11 protein-coding genes are annotated in these 17,491 nt (G+C 44.2%); 9 read left to right on the top strand and 2 right to left on the bottom strand.

From position 1 onward, the window contains the following. Window positions 1-1,326, bottom strand: a complete 1,326-nt coding sequence (locus tag AC1DYB_RS27870; protein ID WP_477439858.1) for a sugar porter family MFS transporter — start codon at window positions 1,324-1,326, stop codon at window positions 1-3. A gap of 355 nt (window positions 1,327-1,681) precedes the next feature. On the opposite strand from AC1DYB_RS27870, the gene AC1DYB_RS27865 reads away from it, so the two are divergent. From AC1DYB_RS27865 to AC1DYB_RS27835, 7 genes are all read left to right on the top strand, one after another. Then, window positions 1,682-4,447, top strand: coding sequence for a substrate-binding domain-containing protein (locus AC1DYB_RS27865; RefSeq protein ID WP_477439856.1), 2,766 nt, complete (start codon window positions 1,682-1,684; stop codon window positions 4,445-4,447). Between the two features lie 117 nt (window positions 4,448-4,564). Then, a complete protein-coding gene (locus tag AC1DYB_RS27860; RefSeq protein ID WP_477439854.1) occupies window positions 4,565-5,092 on the top strand; it encodes a hypothetical protein in 528 nt (175 codons plus the stop codon). A 207-nt stretch (window positions 5,093-5,299) separates the two neighbouring features. Then, complete coding sequence (locus AC1DYB_RS27855; protein ID WP_477439852.1) at window positions 5,300-5,860, top strand: carboxymuconolactone decarboxylase family protein; 561 nt, start codon at window positions 5,300-5,302, stop codon at window positions 5,858-5,860. Between the two features lie 48 nt (window positions 5,861-5,908). Then, window positions 5,909-8,677 (top strand): TonB-dependent receptor, encoded by a 2,769-nt coding sequence (locus AC1DYB_RS27850; RefSeq protein WP_477439850.1) that lies wholly within the window; start codon window positions 5,909-5,911, stop codon window positions 8,675-8,677. Between the two features lie 6 nt (window positions 8,678-8,683). Beyond that, window positions 8,684-9,940, top strand: coding sequence for an MFS transporter (locus tag AC1DYB_RS27845; RefSeq protein ID WP_477439848.1), 1,257 nt, complete (start codon window positions 8,684-8,686; stop codon window positions 9,938-9,940). A gap of 74 nt (window positions 9,941-10,014) precedes the next feature. Further along, window positions 10,015-10,563 carry a carboxymuconolactone decarboxylase family protein gene (locus AC1DYB_RS27840; protein WP_477439846.1) on the top strand — a complete coding sequence of 183 codons (549 nt, stop codon included), beginning with the start codon at window positions 10,015-10,017 and terminating at the stop codon, window positions 10,561-10,563. A 27-nt stretch (window positions 10,564-10,590) separates the two neighbouring features. Then, window positions 10,591-11,139 (top strand): carboxymuconolactone decarboxylase family protein, encoded by a 549-nt coding sequence (locus AC1DYB_RS27835; protein WP_477439844.1) that lies wholly within the window; start codon window positions 10,591-10,593, stop codon window positions 11,137-11,139. Between the two features lie 118 nt (window positions 11,140-11,257). On the opposite strand, the gene AC1DYB_RS27830 is transcribed toward AC1DYB_RS27835, so the two are convergent. Then, window positions 11,258-14,365: a glycosyl hydrolase gene (locus tag AC1DYB_RS27830; RefSeq protein WP_477439842.1), complete on the bottom strand. Its 3,108-nt coding sequence runs from the start codon at window positions 14,363-14,365 to the stop codon at window positions 11,258-11,260. Between the two features lie 41 nt (window positions 14,366-14,406). Here AC1DYB_RS27830 and AC1DYB_RS27825 point away from each other — a divergent pair, with 41 nt between their 5' ends. Both AC1DYB_RS27825 and AC1DYB_RS27820 read left to right on the top strand, forming a co-directional pair. After that, window positions 14,407-15,975: a family 43 glycosylhydrolase gene (locus AC1DYB_RS27825; RefSeq protein WP_477439840.1), complete on the top strand. Its 1,569-nt coding sequence runs from the start codon at window positions 14,407-14,409 to the stop codon at window positions 15,973-15,975. A gap of 132 nt (window positions 15,976-16,107) precedes the next feature. Then, complete coding sequence (locus AC1DYB_RS27820) at window positions 16,108-17,448, top strand: FAD-binding protein (protein ID WP_477439838.1); 1,341 nt, start codon at window positions 16,108-16,110, stop codon at window positions 17,446-17,448. Window positions 17,449-17,491: the final 43 nt, after the last annotated feature.

Here is a 17,491-nt window from a genome sequence, read left to right as displayed (position 1 = left end):
TTAATGCATTACCATATTGGTTTCAATCTGCTCCAATGAGCGTCCTTTAGTTTCGGGCATAAACCTCCAGACGAAAATGAGCTGGCAGATCATCATTGTGCCGAAAAATGAAAAGGTGATTGCTCCACCCAGCGACTCGGCGAGGTAAGGGAAGCAAAAAGCAATTATCGCGGCCATAACCCAATGGGTGGAACTGCCCAGCGTTTGCCCTTTTGCGCGCACCTGGTTAGGGAAGATCTCGGATATAAACACCCAGATAACCGCTCCCTGCGAAAAGGCGAAGAAAGCGATGAACATCATCATATAAACCGGTATGGCAAAGCCGTTAAAATTGCCCGAGTAAAAGGTGAATGCCACCAGGAATAACGATGTTATAAGTCCGAAAGAACCTACAAGCATCAATGTACGGCGCCCTACCTTATCAATAATATTAATGCCCAATAGGGTGAATATAAAATTGATAAGCCCGATGCCCACCGTTGAAAGTAATGAGGAATGTGCACCAAGCCCGGCCATTTCAAATATGCGCGGTGCATAATATATGATGGCATTGATGCCCGATACCTGGTTAAAAAACGCAAACAGCACAGCCAGTATAACCGGGGTTTTGTACTGCCCCGAGAACAGGCTGGTATTTGAAGCACCGGCATGCAGATTGGAGTTTTGGATGGATTTAAGTTCCTGATCGCAGTTGAGCGGATTTATGATCCTTAATATCTCGAGCGCCCGGCCAATCTCGCCTTTTTTTAGAATAAGCCAGCGCGGGCTTTCGGGTATAAAATAGATGAGTGCCAGGAAAAGTAAGGATGGAAATGCCTGTACACCCAGCATCCAGCGCCAGGAGGTTTCGCCGCCCTGGCTAATGAGATAGTTGGACAGGTAGGATACAAGGATACCTAATACCACATTAAACTGAAACAAGCCAACTAACCTTCCACGCCTATCGGCAGGCGATACTTCTGATATATAAATGGGAGCTGTAACTGAGGAGATCCCCACGCCAAGGCCGCCCAATAGCCTGAAAACTAAAAATATGTACCAGTTATCGGCAAGCGCGGTACCTATTGATGATAATAAATAGGCGGCGGCCACAAAGTATAAGGTATTTTTCCGTCCGAAAATATCTGATGGCCTGGCGCCTAAAAGGGAACCTATTACGGTACCTATAAGCGCGATAGATATAGTAAGCCCATGCTCCACAACAGAAAGGTGCCAGAATTGCTGAATAGATTTTTCGGCGCCCGATATCACTGCGGTATCAAACCCGAAAAGGAAGCCACCAAGGGCTACCACCATGGACCAGGCCAGGACGGAATGTTTTCTCATAATAATTATAAAAGGTGTTAATTGGATTTACGATTGCAAAGTAGGTCCATTTGCAAGGCGGCAGTTATTGATTTTATACCAAAACAGTACAAAAATCAACATCTACATAAATAACTGATTTACAGACGAATAAAATTAAAATTCAATTCTGTTTTAACAAGATGTTTGTTTTTGTTACGTGCTTATTTCAGTTTTGATACATATTGATGCCCTGAAAACACCGGCTGCAACTTCCGCGGTTTGTATTGTAAAAACATTTATCGATACATTTGTGTAAGAGCATCCCAAAAGGCATTGCATTCACCAATAAACCGTACTTAAACGATTACTTAATATCTGACCCCTGATTGATTTAATGGCTTTGAATTATAACCTGCGCAACATATTCCTGTTACCCGTATTGATACTGGTGCTATTTACCGGCTGTAAAAAAGCCGATAAAACATCACAGTATACTATAGGTTTTTCGCAATGTGTGGGTTCTGATCTTTGGCGGCGTAACATGCTGGATGAAATGAAAATGGAACTGTCATTACATCCGGATGCAAGGTTTATTTATGCTGATGCTGATAACAGCAGTAAAAAACAAATTGAGCAGGTAAAGAAAATGCTGGATGAAGGCATCGACCTGCTCATCATATCACCTAACGAGGCGCAGCCGCTTACCGGTATAGTTGAGCAAATCTATAATAAAGGTATCCCTGTTATTGTTATCGACCGTAAAACCTCCTCAGATTTGTATACAGCCTATGTAGGTGCCGATAACTACCAGGTTGGTAAAATGGCCGGTGAATATATTGGCGCTAATCTTAAAGGCAAAGGCAATGTGATAGAGGTAATGGGATTGCCAGGCTCCTCCCCCGCAATTGAAAGGCATCGGGGATTTAGCGTTGCTTTATCAAAATTTAATAATATACACATTAAAGCACAGGTATATGGCGATTGGCTGAAAGATCATGCCCAAAAACAGCTAAACCTGATAACCCCGGCCTTAAAAACTGCCGACGCCCTGTTTGCGCATAATGATGTAATGGCAGGCGGATCCAGGGAGGTACTTAATAGCCTGCACTTAGATCACCATGTTAAAGTTTTAGGGGTTGATGCTATGCCGGGGAACGGTGGTGGCCTGCAAATGGTGGCATCCAAAACTATTGATGCCAGTATGATGTACCCCACCGGTGGCAAAGAAGCTATTACTACAGCTTTCAGGATCCTGAATAAAGAATCGTTTGCTAAGGAGAACATCCTGCAATCGCTGGTAATTGATTCAACCAACGTACAACTGATGAAGCTGCAATGGTACAAGATCAACAGTCAGCAAAAGGACATTGAGCGGCAGCAATCTCTGATAAAAGAGCAGCGTCAGGTTTATAACAGCCAGCAATTGGTTTTAAACATCATTGTAATTACGCTGGTGCTGGCAATTGTTTTTGGAGGACTTGCATTTTACTGGCTGATGGAAAACCGCAAGATCAACAAAAGTCTGGAAACCAAAAACAACGAGATATTATTACAACGTAACCAACTGATTGAAATGTCGGCACGTGCCGAGGCCGCAACCGAAGCCAAACTGAATTTTTTCACCAATATTTCACACGAGTTTAGCACCCCCTTAACCCTCATTCTTTCACCCGTTGAAGATATGATGGGCAATGAAAAACTCAACAAAGTTGCCGGCAAAAATTTAACACTCATTCATAAAAATACATTCAGGTTACTGAGGCTGGTAGACCAACTGATAGATTACCGTAAAATAGAATACGACAAGCAACAAATAAATGCATCGCCCAATAATTTGGTTGAGTTTGTAAGTGATATATTGGATAGCTTTAAGCATAATGCCCAAAAACGGAATATCAGTTTAAACCTGGCATCATCAGCAAAAAACATAACCGTTTGGTTTGATGCCAACATGCTGGATAAGGTTTTCTTTAACCTGGTATCAAATGCGCTTAAATTCACAAAGGATAACGGCAGGATACAGGTAATATTTACTCCGAATACCGAATCTGTGGAGATAGCCATAAACGATAACGGCATAGGTATGGAACCCGAAGAAGCAGAACACGTTTTCGACCAGTTTTACCAGGCTGATAATGGTAACAGTAAAGGTTCGGGACTTGGGCTCTCCCTCTCAAAGGAAATAGTAAATCGCCATCATGGCAGCATTACGGTAAGCAGCAAAAAATGGCAGGGCACAACTTTTACCGTAACCCTGCCGCTTGGCAACCTTTACGCCTATAATACCGATAAAAATAGCCCGGTGATCAACGCGTCAGTTCTTGACGAACGTTCCCGGATCTATACAACCGACCTTGAACAAGGCGAAATAAAGCCCGATCCCAATTTACTTGAAACACCCAAAGAGCTATCCATACTCATCATTGAAGATAACGCCGACCTGCTAAGCTACCTGAGCGATAAACTGGGCGAGGACTATGAAATATTTACAGCCAATACCGGCACGCAGGGATTATCAGAAGCATTTGAAAAAGTTCCCGACCTCATCATATCTGATGTGGTGCTGCCAGGCATATCGGGCAAGGTGATTACTCAGAAACTTAAAACAGATATCCGTACATCACATATTCCCGTTATACTACTAACCGCACAGGCCGGCGTTGAACAACAAATAGATGGCATCCGCAGTATGGCAGATTGTTATATGGTGAAGCCCTTTAGCTATGACCAGCTGCTGGAAACTGCAAAAAACCTCATAAAAAACCGGTTAATACTCAAAGAACACTTTACCAGCGACGTTAGTCATGGCAAAATACCGGCATCAAAAAATATCGACAAAAAATTCCTGAATGATTTTGCCGGTATTGTTGAGCAAAACCTGGCCAACGAAAACTTTAATGTCGACGATATTTGCAAAACCATAGGCATTTCACGGGTGCAGCTTTACCGTAAAGTAAAGGCCCTGCTGGGGTGCAGCATTACCGATTATATTTTAAACCGAAGGTTGAAGAAAGCCAAATACCTGCTGGTTCATGAGGCGTATTCCATATCTGAGATTACTTACATGGTGGGCTTTGCCAGTCCCAACTATTTTGCAACTGTATTTAAGGCAAAGTATGACTGCACACCAAGCGAGTTTAAACGCAGGCAGCATTTGTAAATGTTAAAGGCAGCATTTTGTTTTATTATCAAATTAAATTTTGTAAGTTTATTTTTAAATAACATCTTTAGGCAAACCTTTGTACTTAATCCAAAATTGAAAAAGTTTATTGCCATAATGTTACTAAACATTCACCTGCTAAACATTGGCGGGCAACTGGCAATACATCAATACCTGGTTTATAAAACAAATAAGTTTTTTACAGAACAAACCCGCAAAGGTCTTTATAACGTTAAGGATCTTACCGAAATAGCTATACCGATAAACTTACCCAACATTCACGATTGGAAACATTTTGAAAATATAGCCGGCCAGATACAGTTTGGCAAAACCAACTACAACTACGTAAAAATGAAAATGACCAGGACTGCCATCCACCTGATGTGCATTCCTAATTATGAAATTACCCAGCCGGTTGATAAAAACGTGGTGAATGCCAAAGGCGTAAAAGATATCCCGGTACCTCAAAAAGATCATGTTCCGTATGGCAAAATAATTATACAGGAAAACATCAGTTTCTCCTTTGTACAATTTGAGTTTTATTGCCCTATAAAAAATTTACAAGAAAACGTTGTACAACCCGTGCAACCATTGGTTCATTATCACCAGGATATTCCTGAGCAACCACCTAAAACTTCCTGTTAATCCCCCGCCCTGTTTTAATTCATTTTCTGGATTTGCTTTACAGTACTGTTGATTTTTACCAGGATTTGCCTGCGCGTTTAATAATTCTCGCTTGCCTTTAAATTTAGGTTAGGGAGAAAAACATGTTGGCAGCATTCCGATAAAAAGTCTCTTTGCACGTAAGCCATCTTCCAGACCATTTTCAAATCTTCAAATAACCAAATGGCCATGCCTTACATATCTCTTGAATCTCATTTACCGGGAATTACCGGCCTGCTTGAATACAGCAAAGAAACTGCTGAACCTATCCGCGATTTGACGCAGATCTTACTGCGCGGTCCTTCAACCCTATCAGAAGGCGACCGTGAACTGATAGCTACCGTTGTATCTCACGGTAACCAATGCAAATTTTGCACCACAGCCCACACCGCCGCCGCCGACTTATATATCGGTGAAACCGAAACGGCTCAAAAAATAAAGGAAAACATTGAAACAGCGCCGATTACCGAAAAGATGAAAGCGCTGCTTACCATTGCCAAACTAACAGGCCAAAGTGGTAAAAATGTAACCACGCAACATATTGAACGGGCGAAGGCTGCCGGCGCAACAGATATCGAAATTCATGATACGGTACTGATAGCCGCCCTGTTTTGCCTGTATAACCGCTATGTTGATGGCCTGGCTACAGCCCTGCCCGCTGATGCCGGATACTACAATGTATTGGCCGACAGATTGGTTAACCACGGCTATACCCGCCTGCCGCAAGGCTATGATCACCTTAAAAAATAAACCCCATCCTAATAACCCTATCCTAATTAAATTAAACACCAAATCACAATGAAAAAACTTTTATTCATCTTATTACTACTCACGTCAATCAACCTGTTTGCGCAGGAAACCAAAATAACGGGTACTATAACCGATGCCACAACCGGCTCGCCTATTGTTGGCGCAAGCATCAGTGTTAAAAACAAGCTTGCCGGCACCATAACCGATTCAAAGGGTAATTACAGCCTTACTGTAAATAAAATCAAGCTACCGTTTACACTGGTAATATCGGCTGTTGGCTATGAGTTACAGGAAAGCCCTATAACCTCGCTGGCTGGTACCATCAGCCTAAAACTGCAACAAAAATCTATTGTACTTAATGAGGTGGTATCATCTGCCACCCGCATTAACCAAAGCATTTTGCAGTCGCCGGTAAGTATCGAAAAAATGAGTTTGAAGGCCATCAGGGAAAACCCTTCTTTCACCTTTTATGATGGCTTGCAAAGCTTAAAAGGACTTGAAGCAGTAACCAGCAGTTTAACTTACAAGCAGATTAATACCCGCGGTTTTAACAGCACCGGTAACAGCCGTTTTTTACAACTGGTTGATGGGGTTGATAACCAAACACCCGGCCTCAATTTCTCAGTAGGTAACTTGTTTGGCGCATCGGATATTGATATAGAAAGCGCGGAGGTAATTCCTGGCGCAGCCTCGGCCCTATATGGCCCGGTAGCTTTTAATGGTTTGTTATCATTAAAAACCAAGGATCCTTTTAAATACCAGGGTTTAACCGTACAGGTAAAAACCGGACTTAACCATTTTGGCGAATCGGTTGTAAAACCACAGGGTTTATATGATTTTGCCGCACGATATGCCAAAGCGTTCAATGATAAATTTGCTTTTAAAATTAATGCGTCATACCTAACCGGCCGCGATTGGTATGCTGATAACTACACAGATGTAAGCGCATCAACACCGGTTGCGCAGCGTGGCCCAAACAATCCTGGTCGCGATGCATTGAATATTTATGGCGATGAAGTATCACGTACCCTGCCAGGTATAGGCTTGGTTTCAAGAACCGGTTACGAGGAAAAAGACCTGATGAACTACAATGTATACAGCCTGAAATTAAATGGTGCATTACAATACCGCATCAGCAATAACCTGGAAGCTATTTACCAGTACAACTATGGTCGCGGTACCGCAAGCTATACCGGCAGCAGCCGTTTCGATCTTAATAACTTTGTATTGCAAACACACAGGGTTGAGTTAAAAGGCAGCAACTTTTTTGTTCGTGGCTATTCGGTTGCCGAAAACTCCCACGACTCCTATAACACCCGGTCGCTGGCACAATTCATCAACCGCGATTGGGTTAAGGATTTGAGCGGTAACACCGTAACTCCAGACAAAGCCGATGATACCTGGTTTACCCGTTACGCAGCAGCCTACAATGGCACCGCGAATGGTGTAACCGCTCACGATAATAATGCCGCCAGAACTTTTGCCGACCAGGGTCGTTTTTTACCGGGCACAGCAGATTTTAATGCTGCAAAGAATGCATCAATCCATAATTATGGCTTAAGCGGTGCAGGCGTTTTTAGTGCCAGTAAATTTTATCATGCAGAAGGTCAGTATGATTTTACCAGCGCTATCAAAATATTTGAACTGCTTGCCGGTGGCAGCTTCCGCGATTACCGCATGTTTACAAATGGCAGTTTGTTTGATGATAAAACCAACCGCGTAACCATCCAGGAGTACGGCGCGTTTATGCAGGCCGCCAAAAAGCTGTTTGATGATAACCTGAAGCTGACGGCCTCTGTACGTTATGATAAAAATGAAAACTTCAAGGGCAGCTTTACACCACGTTTCTCGGCAGTGTATACGGTTGATAAAACCCATAATTTCAGGGCATCATACCAAACCGGTTTCAGAAACCCAACCCCGGTTGATCAGTTCATCCACCTTAATGTAGGCCCTATTACCATATTGGGTGGTGCACCTAACAACAGCAAAGGTTTAAATGTATATGAAAATTCATTCACTGCTTCGTCTGTAAGTGCATTTGGCGCAGCGTTTGGTGCAGCGATGCAAGCCGGCACACCATTTCCGCAGGCGGTGGCAAATAATAAAGGGTTGCTTAAAAAATCAAATGTGGCCTACATTAAGCCCGAGCAACAAAAAGCCTTTGAGCTGGGTTATAAAGGCTTAGTTGCCGATAAATTATTAGTAGATGTAAATTACTATTACAGCAGCTATACCAATTTTATTTTGAACACCGTAGTTATACAACCACAAAACCCTATCCTGGCTGCTGATGGAACTATAAATACTGCTGCCGCGAGTGATATCCCTAATGGAAAGGTTCACGCTTTCCAGCTGTATACCAATGCGCCGGATAAAGTATCTGCACAAGGAGCAAGTGCCGGTTTAACTTATTTGTTTGATAAAGGTTATGCCTTAGGAGGCAACGCTACCTTATCTACATTTAACCTGCGCAATGCCAATCCAAACAATATAGCCGCATTTAACACACCAAAATGGAGCACCAATGCCACTTTTGGCAACAGCAATGTGGTTAATGACTTTGGCTTTAACCTGGCCTGGCACTGGCAAAGCGCCTATGACTGGTACGGAACATTTAATGGCACCCGCCCCGGCCGTGTTGATGCCTATTCAATGGTTGATGCCCAGGTGAGCAAAAAGTTGCCAAAATTCAAATCAACAGTTAAATTAGGGGGTAGCAATATCTTCAACAAGCACATCTACCAATCATATGGTTCGCCCGCTATTGGCGCCATTTATTATGTATCAATAGTATTTGATGATCTATTAAAATAAAATAACATGAGCACCATTGTAATTGATGAGCAGGTTGCAAAACCTCAAGCAGATATCACCACGGCTTACCGGGTAATATTATTCGTGATTTGTTTTTTTAGCAGCGCATTTGGCGGTACGGTATCTACCCTCATGTCGGTTTACCTGCCCGTAGTGGTGAAGGATTTGCAGGGCGACCTGCCTCCCGGCGAAATAAACTCCATCAGTGGGTATATCAACGCCATATTCATTTTTGGCTGGGCCTTAGGTGGTTTTACGTGGGGAGTTATCAGCGATAAAATGGGCCGTAAAACAGCGCTTTTAATGGCCATTGGCTGTTATGGTATTTTCACCATACTAACCGGGCAAATGCCAAACTGGTGGGGCGTTGTACTTTGCCGTTTCATGAGTGGTTTTGGCGTAGGTGGTGTATTAGTAACCACCATTACCCTGGTGAGCGAAGTTTGGCCTGCAAAAAGTAAAGCAGTTGTTATCGGTATATTATCTATCGCTTTCCCTGTGGGGATCTTTTCGGCAGGGCTTATCAATTACGTGGTTTCTTCATGGCGATCAGGGTTCCTGATCGGGATCATTCCATTAACGTTGGCGCTTATCGGTGCCTGGCTGTTGAAAGAATCACAAAGCTGGCTCAACTACCGTAACGATATTGCCAACAGGAACAATCCGTTAAATAAACTTTTATCAAAAAGCCATCGCCGTGAGTTGATTGTTGGCTCTTTAACCTTTGGCACCATGCTTATTGGTTTATGGGCCATTTTCTCCTGGCTGCCAACCTGGGTGCAAAGCCTCATCACTACCCATGATGCCGCCAAAGAGCGCGGCCTGAGTATGATGTTTTTAGGTATGGGCGGCCTAACCGGCGGTTTCCTATCGGGCTGGTTGGTTAATCTTTTAACCCTGCGCAGGTCAATGCTCATTTGCTTTGCAGTTTGCGCAGGTATGTCATTCATCCTGTTTAAAACCAATACTACCTTTACGCCGGTGATATATGGCGAAATTGCCATACTGGCCTTGTTCTTTGGAGCAAGCCAGGGTGTGCTATCAGCGTATATACCGCAGCTGTTTTCAACCGGAATCAGGGCTACCGCCACAGGATTTTGCTTTAACATCGGCCGTATATTTACGGCTACCGCTGTATTGTTTGTAGGCATACTGGTATCAACCCTGGGTGGCTATGGTAATGCGATATTCATTTTTTCGCTGATATTTATAGTAGGGCTATTGGTGGTATTGTTTGGGCACGAAAAGCAAGCCAAAAACTGAAAACCTAAAGCAGAAAGCAAAGAAATAATTCAAAATAAAAATTCACTAACTCAATAATTCACTAATTAAAGAATATGGCACACATCAATGTACCCGAAGGTGTTCCGGGCATCCGCTCACTGGTTATGTTTAGGCCCGAAACCGGTAAGCCGCTGTATGAGCTGGCCCAGGTATTGTTACGCGGCGAATCAACCCTGACAGAGGCCGAGCGCGAGCTGATAGCCGCCTATGTATCCTACCGTAATAATTGCACCTTTTGCTATAGTAGCCACGCGGCTGCGGCAAGGTATCTTTATGAGGACGAGGCCGCCATTGTTAACGAAGTTTTAAAAGATATGCAACAGGCTCCGGTAAGCGATAAGCTAAAAGCTTTATTAAACATTGCCGGTAAAGTGCAGATATTGGGCACAGAAGTTAAACAGGCCGATATTGATGCCGCTCGTGAACTTGGCGCTACCGACCGCGAACTCCATGATACGGTATTGATAGCCGCATCATTCAGCATGTTTAACCGTTATGTTGATGGACTGGCAAGCCTTACCCCTACTGATCCCGAGGCGTATGCCGAAATGGGTGTACGTATGGCGAAGGGCTACGCTTTACCACCACAACCGCAGCAATAAAATTATTCATTGATAGATAAACACATTATGGCACATATTGAATTAAATAACGATCTACCCGGCATCAGGGGATTAATGTTTTACAGACCCGAAACCGAAGCCCCTATGAACGCCCTCGCCGAACTTTTGCTGCGCGATGAAAACAACACGCTAACCCGTGGCGAACGCGAGTTGATAGGAACTTATGTATCCTACTTAAATGATTGCTTTTTTTGCCAAAACGTACACGGCGCGGTAGCCGGCCATTATCTTGGCTGCAGCATGGATGATATAGATGCCATCAAAGCCGACTTTACATCGGCAGATCTATCGCCTAAAATAAAAGCGCTGCTGGCTATCGCGGGCAGCGTGCAAAAAGGGGGCAAACATGTAACTCCAGAACAGGTAGAGGCCGCCAGAAATGAGGGAGCGACTGACAAGGAGATTCATGATACCGTATTGATAGCTGCCTCTTTCTGCATGTTTAACCGCTATGTGGATGGACTGGGCACCTGGGCACCGCAAGACAGATCCTTTTATGTAAACCGTGCGCCTCAAAGAGCGGTTGAGGGCTATGTGGGCAGTATTTTAAAATAACATTTTTTAACCCAAACCATATCAAACACACAAGGCCCTGCAATTGCGGGGCTTTATGTGTTTTAAGCAATATCTAATAAAATTTATTGTAACAACGCTTAATGTTACCGATCAAAAACTATTCGGCCTTTATTGTTACTGGGCCAACCAGGCCGGATTTTAACAGCGGTGAGTCTTTGCTGTAAAACCTATTGGTCGAAAACGTGAACCTACCGCTGGTACGGGGCAAACCTTTTACCAGCCAATCTGGCCAGGTATCATTCTTTATACCATCATCAGGCAGTTTTTCATCTCCAATAAGTCGGTTGGGCCATAAGTTTACCACTTCTATTTCCAGCTTATTATTCGTTTTTAATACGGCATCTGTAATATCAACTTTCCAGGGAGCTGTCCACAACACACCCAGATCCTTCCCGTTCAATTTAATCCGGGCCATATTTTTAATCTCACCCAGATCAAGGTAAAGTCTTTTAGTTTTTTGCGACGCGGTGCTCACTGGCAGATCAAAAACTTTATGGTAAACGGCCGTACCCGAGTAGTATTTGATACCATCTTCGGGGCGCGATGTCCAGTCTGTCAATTCATCAAACTTAATGTTTTTCGGCCCTCCCCATTTAGGATCGAACGTGACCTGCCATGGGCCGGTTAAAGTTTTTAATACCGTAGTGGCAACAAAATTTTCATGCGCCATTAATACCAGCGGATCGTTTTTAGCAAACACGATAAAAAAACTTTCATAAGCCGATAATTTCAATGGTACAGAAGTAAGCTGCCCTTTCACGGTATATTCTGGTAGGTTCTTAATCTCGCCGGTAATAGCATCCCATAATTGCGGAGCGCCTGTAATGCTTCTGAATGATGCTAAAGTACTCACCGGTTCAGCTGTCCGATTCGATACAAAATAAATATCTTCATTGCCAGTTGTTCTATGGGTGTATCTTAATTGGCCGTTAGCTTTAAAATCCTGCTCAACGTTCATCGACTGGAGTATTTTAGCTGTCAGTTCATATTCTGGATAAAGGTCATTAATCTGCCTGCTCAGTTCGCCTCCCCATATTACTTTGCCTTTACCATAAGCGTGTTCGGTTTGTATAGCTGGTTCTGACAAGCTATCCCAAATCATTTTTGCCATGGTGCTGACCTGCACATCACATGCAGGATACCCCGATAATCCCGGTGATTTTAAAGGAGCTGAACCAACCACAGTAGCGCCATCAGCCACTAACGATTTAATTTTTTGCAATAACGCAGGTGTCATGGTTTTAACGGCAGGTAGCACCAGCAGCCGGTAACTCGCACCTCCCGGAAACATGATCATCCCGCTCTCCACACGCGCTTTATACAATTGCCCCGGTGAGCAGCCATCAAAATTATACCCTTTTCTATCGGGCAATACAACATCCCCATCCATTGCTGATGATGGCGACCTGAAAACATGCGGCGAACCTTCAGGCGTTAAGTAAAGTACATCGGCCACAGATCTTCCCTGTTGCAAAATATACTGGCAGCGCGAAATATAATCATGATAACTGCCCACCATTGGCCACCATGTTTGGTTTCTGTCCCAATGAACACCGTATGGCCCCATGGTTGAGCCGGGCCTCAATGAATCGGCCAGGAACTGGTTTTGGAAAGTGTGGTAAACAAACCGGTTAATACCTGTGGCAAAAGCCCAGTCGCCCTGGTTTTTCATCGAGCCGGGGTATTGTTTCCAGCCCTCATTATCCTGTGCTGTAAATGCCTCTGCCGGAATTAATGACTGGCCATTTACATGCCCTATCGAAGTTGATTCTATACAACTGAACGAAGAGTTAAATCCAAGTCCTTTGCTCCAAAATTCGGCCATAGGTACATCAGCTACCGAGCCCAGTTCCAGGTCGGCAGTTGGGTTCATATCGTAAGGCTCTATGGATAGCTGCATGCCCATTCTGTGCGCGTATGTTTTCACTTGCCCTGCATGGTTTTCCAATACAAGCTCCTGTGCGGTTTGGCGCAGATCCCACAAAAAGCGCTCACTTATTTCATCGCTCTCCACCATATTGCCCGCATAAACCGGGTAATAAGGCAAGGGGTCGTAACCCCTTCGTTTTGTAAATTCTTCACGAAAGCGGGGAGTCCAGTTCTGCGAGCCCATCTCCCAGCTATCCATATGCAACCTTTTTAAGCCGCCTGCGTCGGCCGCATCGGGCTTACGTGTTTTACGCAACAATTTACCTACATAATTATCCAAGTGGGCGTTCAATGCTACGGTATCAAGCTTATCGGCCTCGAAACCCAGGCCGGGTACAGGTGCGGGCCGGGTGATGGCGCCGTTATTGCGCCGGCCTAAGCGCATAATTGTCCAGTTACCTTTTGGTACTTTCCAATTGAGCGTGCCATCGGGTTGTAGTTTCCCTGTCAGATCAATTATCTTACTTTTATTGATCACAGCCGCCTTAGCTGGTTCGGCATATTCAACAGCCGATGGCAAAAACTGCTTAACTCCTTGCACCGATGAATATGGGGCCCTGTAATACAAAGCCTTTTCATCTATATCAGTTATTTTGGGCGATGGCAATGATGGCGTTGGATAAGCCAATACCGCCACATCTTCATAAAAATCATTCCACTGTTTTTTTAGCTCGGGCGTAAAAGCTCCTTCACCAAAGTAGGGCGGTTTTGGGGCCGGCACCGATAAAACAAGAGCCTGTTTTGTACCTCCAGTCACATTGATGGTACTGCTAACCAGGTGTTGCATAGACTGCGACACTGGCACCCATGGCCCGCCACTCCCCGTCCATCCGGGGCCAATACCCAATGTAATTTCGATACCCAGCCGTTTGGCTTCGCTTACGGCATGGGCAAACATGTCCTGCCATTTCTCACTCAAAAAATCAACCGGCCCGCGGGGGATGCCCACATTAACCTCCAAAAAAATAAGATTACCTATCCCCGCCTTTTTCATGGCTTCCAGATCGGAAGTGATGGATCTGGCCGACATATTGCCATCCATAAAATACCAGTACACACCAGGTTTGGCCGAATCCGGCGGGTGAACAAAACCAGCTTTTAAGTTGCTGACCTGTGCATAAGGTGCATTTAAACCCATCAAAAAGGCGATAAAACAACTCACCACAATTTTATACATAAAGTTTTTTTTAGGTTGATATACTATGGGATAACGAAGATAATAAACCGATGATTTAAAGGCATCCCTATCCATCCTGAAAACCGTTTTAATTAACATATAATATTTATTTTTAGCGCAGCACTTACCAGGCCCTAAAAATGAAAACCAAAAACAGCTATCCAATCTACCTAAAAGGCATTGCTCCGTTCCTGATGCTGGCACTTGTCCTTATAACACAGTCTGCCCTATCCCAAAGTAAAAAAAGGGCTGCGACGCCCTTGAACACGGTTACCAACTTTGATAAGGATGGCAAACAGGTAACCCGCTTTAGTACTGTTGGCGACGCTATTGATGCGCACGATGGCGAGATAGCCCTGTTCAACGGTGTTTATTACCTGTATGGTACCAGTTATGATTGCGGCTTTGAGTGGGGAAACAAAAGCGCGCCATTTTGCGGTTTTAAAAGCTATTCATCAACAGATATGGTGAACTGGACCGATCGTGGCTTCCTGTTTGATGCGCAAACTCCGGTATGGCAAACCCGTTGTAACGGCAATACCTATGGCTGCTTTCGTCCCCATGTTATTTATAATCAAAATACCGCCTTGTATGTGCTTTGGATAAATGTTTACGATAACGTATCCGGCTACAGGGTGTTCACCGCAAAAAGCCCGGTGGGCCCTTTTACAGAAGTTGCCGAGCCTAAACTGGCTGTAAATGCTGATGCCCCCGCGGCTGGTTTAAATAATGGCGACCATGATACTTTTGTTGATGATGACGGCACAGCCTACCTTGCCTACACCGACTGGCGCACAAAGGGCAGCATTATAGTTGAAAAATTAAGTGATGATTACCTGACCGGAACCGGCGAGGTTGCTAAAGGAATTACCAAAGGCGAAACCGAAGCACCGGGAATGTTTAAGCGCAATGGCATTTACTACATAGTATATTCAGATCCTAACTGCGGCTATTGCTCTGGCACCGGGGCATCATACTGCACAGCTTCATCGCCGTTAGGGCCATGGTCTGATGGGAAAAAGATCAGTGATAACTCTTGCGGTGGTCAGCCATCTTTTGTATCGACCATAAAATTGGGTTCGGGTACGGTTTTCCTCTTCGGCAGCGACCTGTGGAATAATGCCGCCAAAAACGAAGCGCTGGCCAATTACTATTGGGCGCCATTAAAATTTAATGCCGACGGTTCGATTATTCCCATGACCTGTGATCAGGCTTTTAAGGTTTCGACACTAAACAACAGAACCGGCAACAACCCTGATGTAGTAAATTATAAGATCACATGTGACATCAGCAAAAGCGTGCGGCGATCACAGTCGTTCACACAAAACTCTTCGGGTGCTTTAACATTTAGCCTCACAACATTCAAAACCGGTTATCCAGATGCCGGCTTGCAGCTTACAATTTATAAATCAAATGGTGCTGGCCAACCAACCGGCGAGCCATTGGGTACACAAACCGTCCCAGCCAGTAAAATTGGCTGGTCAGCAAAAAAAATTGACGTATCGCCCCACATGCCATCCATAAAACCAGGCAAATATTGCGTTGTGATAAGCTCGACTGCAACTACAGGATGTTACGGGCTTGCTTATCGCGACAGCAAAAAACCAAATTTTATAGAAAGTTATAGTAATGATGGCGGTAAAACATTCATCTCAGAACCCCACAGATCGTTAAAATTTGGATGGACCATCTCAAATAACTTTAAATAATCAAACCCCAAAAAAATAATCAACAAAAGCCTCATAAATATATGGCTGCAGATCTTCCATGTGGGAAGGCTTTATTTACATTCGTTTGCTTTTCATCAAACTAAAATCCTACCTTGTATCAACCAATTAGTTATGAAAAGAAAAACCTTTATCCGTTTAGGCGGCACACTTATGGCTACACCTTTTTTATCTCCTATCATCAGTTTGGCCGATCAGGCCCCATTGCAAAACTGGGCGGGCAACCTTACTTACAGCACGGCCAACGTGCAATACCCACGCTCGGTTGCCGAGGTACAACAATTGGTTAAAAAACATGGCAAGCTTAAGGCTTTGGGCACGCGGCATTGCTTTAACCGCATAGCCGACAGTAAGGACGACCTGCTATCGACCAAAGAACTAAATAAAGTGATTGCCATCGATAAAAAAGCGATGACAGTTACCGTAGAAGGGGGTATCAAATACGGCGAACTGGCTCCCTATCTGCATAAAGAAGGTTTTGCACTTCATAATTTGGCTTCGTTGCCGCATATTTCGGTTGCAGGCTCTATCACCACGGCCACGCATGGCAGCGGTGTTAAAAATGGCAACCTGGCCAGCGCCGTTACCGCTTTGGAAGTAGTTATTGCCGATGGAAGCATTGTGCATTTTTCAAAAGCTGCCGACCCTGAAAAGTTTAACGCGGTAGTGGTTGGGTTAGGTGCCATAGGCATCATAACCAAAGTAACACTGGCTATTGAGCCAACCTATATGATGCGTCAGCGTGTATTTTTAAAGATGCCCATGGCGCAGGTAAAACAACATTTTGATGCCATAGTATCTGCAGGTTATAGTGTGAGCTTATTTACCGACTGGCAAAGCGACAGCATCAACGAGGTTTGGATAAAAAGCCGCATTGCTGAAAAAGACCATAATGAGCCCGAGTTTTATGGCGCAAAAGCAGCCACCAAAAACCTGCACCCCATATATGACCACCCTGCCGAGAGCTGTACCGACCAGATGGGCGTACCCGGACCGTGGTATGAACGCTTACCTCACTTTAAAATGGGCTTTACCCCAAGCAGCGGTAAAGAACTGCAATCAGAATATTTTGTACCGATAAAACATGCGGTGGAAGCAATTGAGGCAATTGCCAAATTAGGTAAACAGGTTGGTCCGCATTTGTTTATAACGGAGATCCGCACAATTGCAGCCGATAGTTTGTGGTTGAGCCCTTGCCATAACCAAACCTCAGTTACCATCCACTTTACCTGGAAACCCGAAACAGAAGCTGTTACCAAACTGCTGCCCGTTATTGAGAAAGCACTTGCACCATTCAACGCCCGGCCACATTGGGGCAAGGTGTTTACGTTGGATCCTAAAGTGTTGGCTTCCCGCTATGAAAAATTGACCGCGTTTAAAAAGATAGTCGCGGAATATGACCCGCATGGAAAATTCAGGAACCCGTTTTTGGATCATAATATTTACGGGGTGTAATGGTATGTTTTTTTGACAACTATGGTAAGTAAATATTTTAATA

The sequence above is a fragment of the Mucilaginibacter sp. P2_A4 genome (assembly GCF_056405015.1).
The sequence above is the reverse complement of the archived record's forward strand: the minus strand, read 5'-3'. Positions and strand labels throughout refer to the sequence as shown.

Bases quoted from the DNA above. Each gene is read 5' to 3' on its own strand.
- AC1DYB_RS27820 (WP_477439838.1), top strand. From the start codon at position 16,108: ATGAAAAGAAAAACCTTTATCCGTTTAGGCGGCACACTTATGGCTACA.
- AC1DYB_RS27860 (WP_477439854.1), top strand. From the start codon at position 4,565: ATGTTACTAAACATTCACCTGCTAAACATTGGCGGGCAACTGGCAATA.
- AC1DYB_RS27830 (WP_477439842.1), bottom strand. From the start codon at position 14,365: ATGTTAATTAAAACGGTTTTCAGGATGGATAGGGATGCCTTTAAATCA.
- AC1DYB_RS27835 (WP_477439844.1), top strand. From the start codon at position 10,591: ATGGCACATATTGAATTAAATAACGATCTACCCGGCATCAGGGGATTA.
- AC1DYB_RS27870 (WP_477439858.1), bottom strand. From the start codon at position 1,326: ATGAGAAAACATTCCGTCCTGGCCTGGTCCATGGTGGTAGCCCTTGGT.
- AC1DYB_RS27855 (WP_477439852.1), top strand. From the start codon at position 5,300: ATGCCTTACATATCTCTTGAATCTCATTTACCGGGAATTACCGGCCTG.
- AC1DYB_RS27840 (WP_477439846.1), top strand. From the start codon at position 10,015: ATGGCACACATCAATGTACCCGAAGGTGTTCCGGGCATCCGCTCACTG.
- AC1DYB_RS27825 (WP_477439840.1), top strand. From the start codon at position 14,407: ATGAAAACCAAAAACAGCTATCCAATCTACCTAAAAGGCATTGCTCCG.
- AC1DYB_RS27865 (WP_477439856.1), top strand. From the start codon at position 1,682: ATGGCTTTGAATTATAACCTGCGCAACATATTCCTGTTACCCGTATTG.
- AC1DYB_RS27850 (WP_477439850.1), top strand. From the start codon at position 5,909: ATGAAAAAACTTTTATTCATCTTATTACTACTCACGTCAATCAACCTG.
- AC1DYB_RS27845 (WP_477439848.1), top strand. From the start codon at position 8,684: ATGAGCACCATTGTAATTGATGAGCAGGTTGCAAAACCTCAAGCAGAT.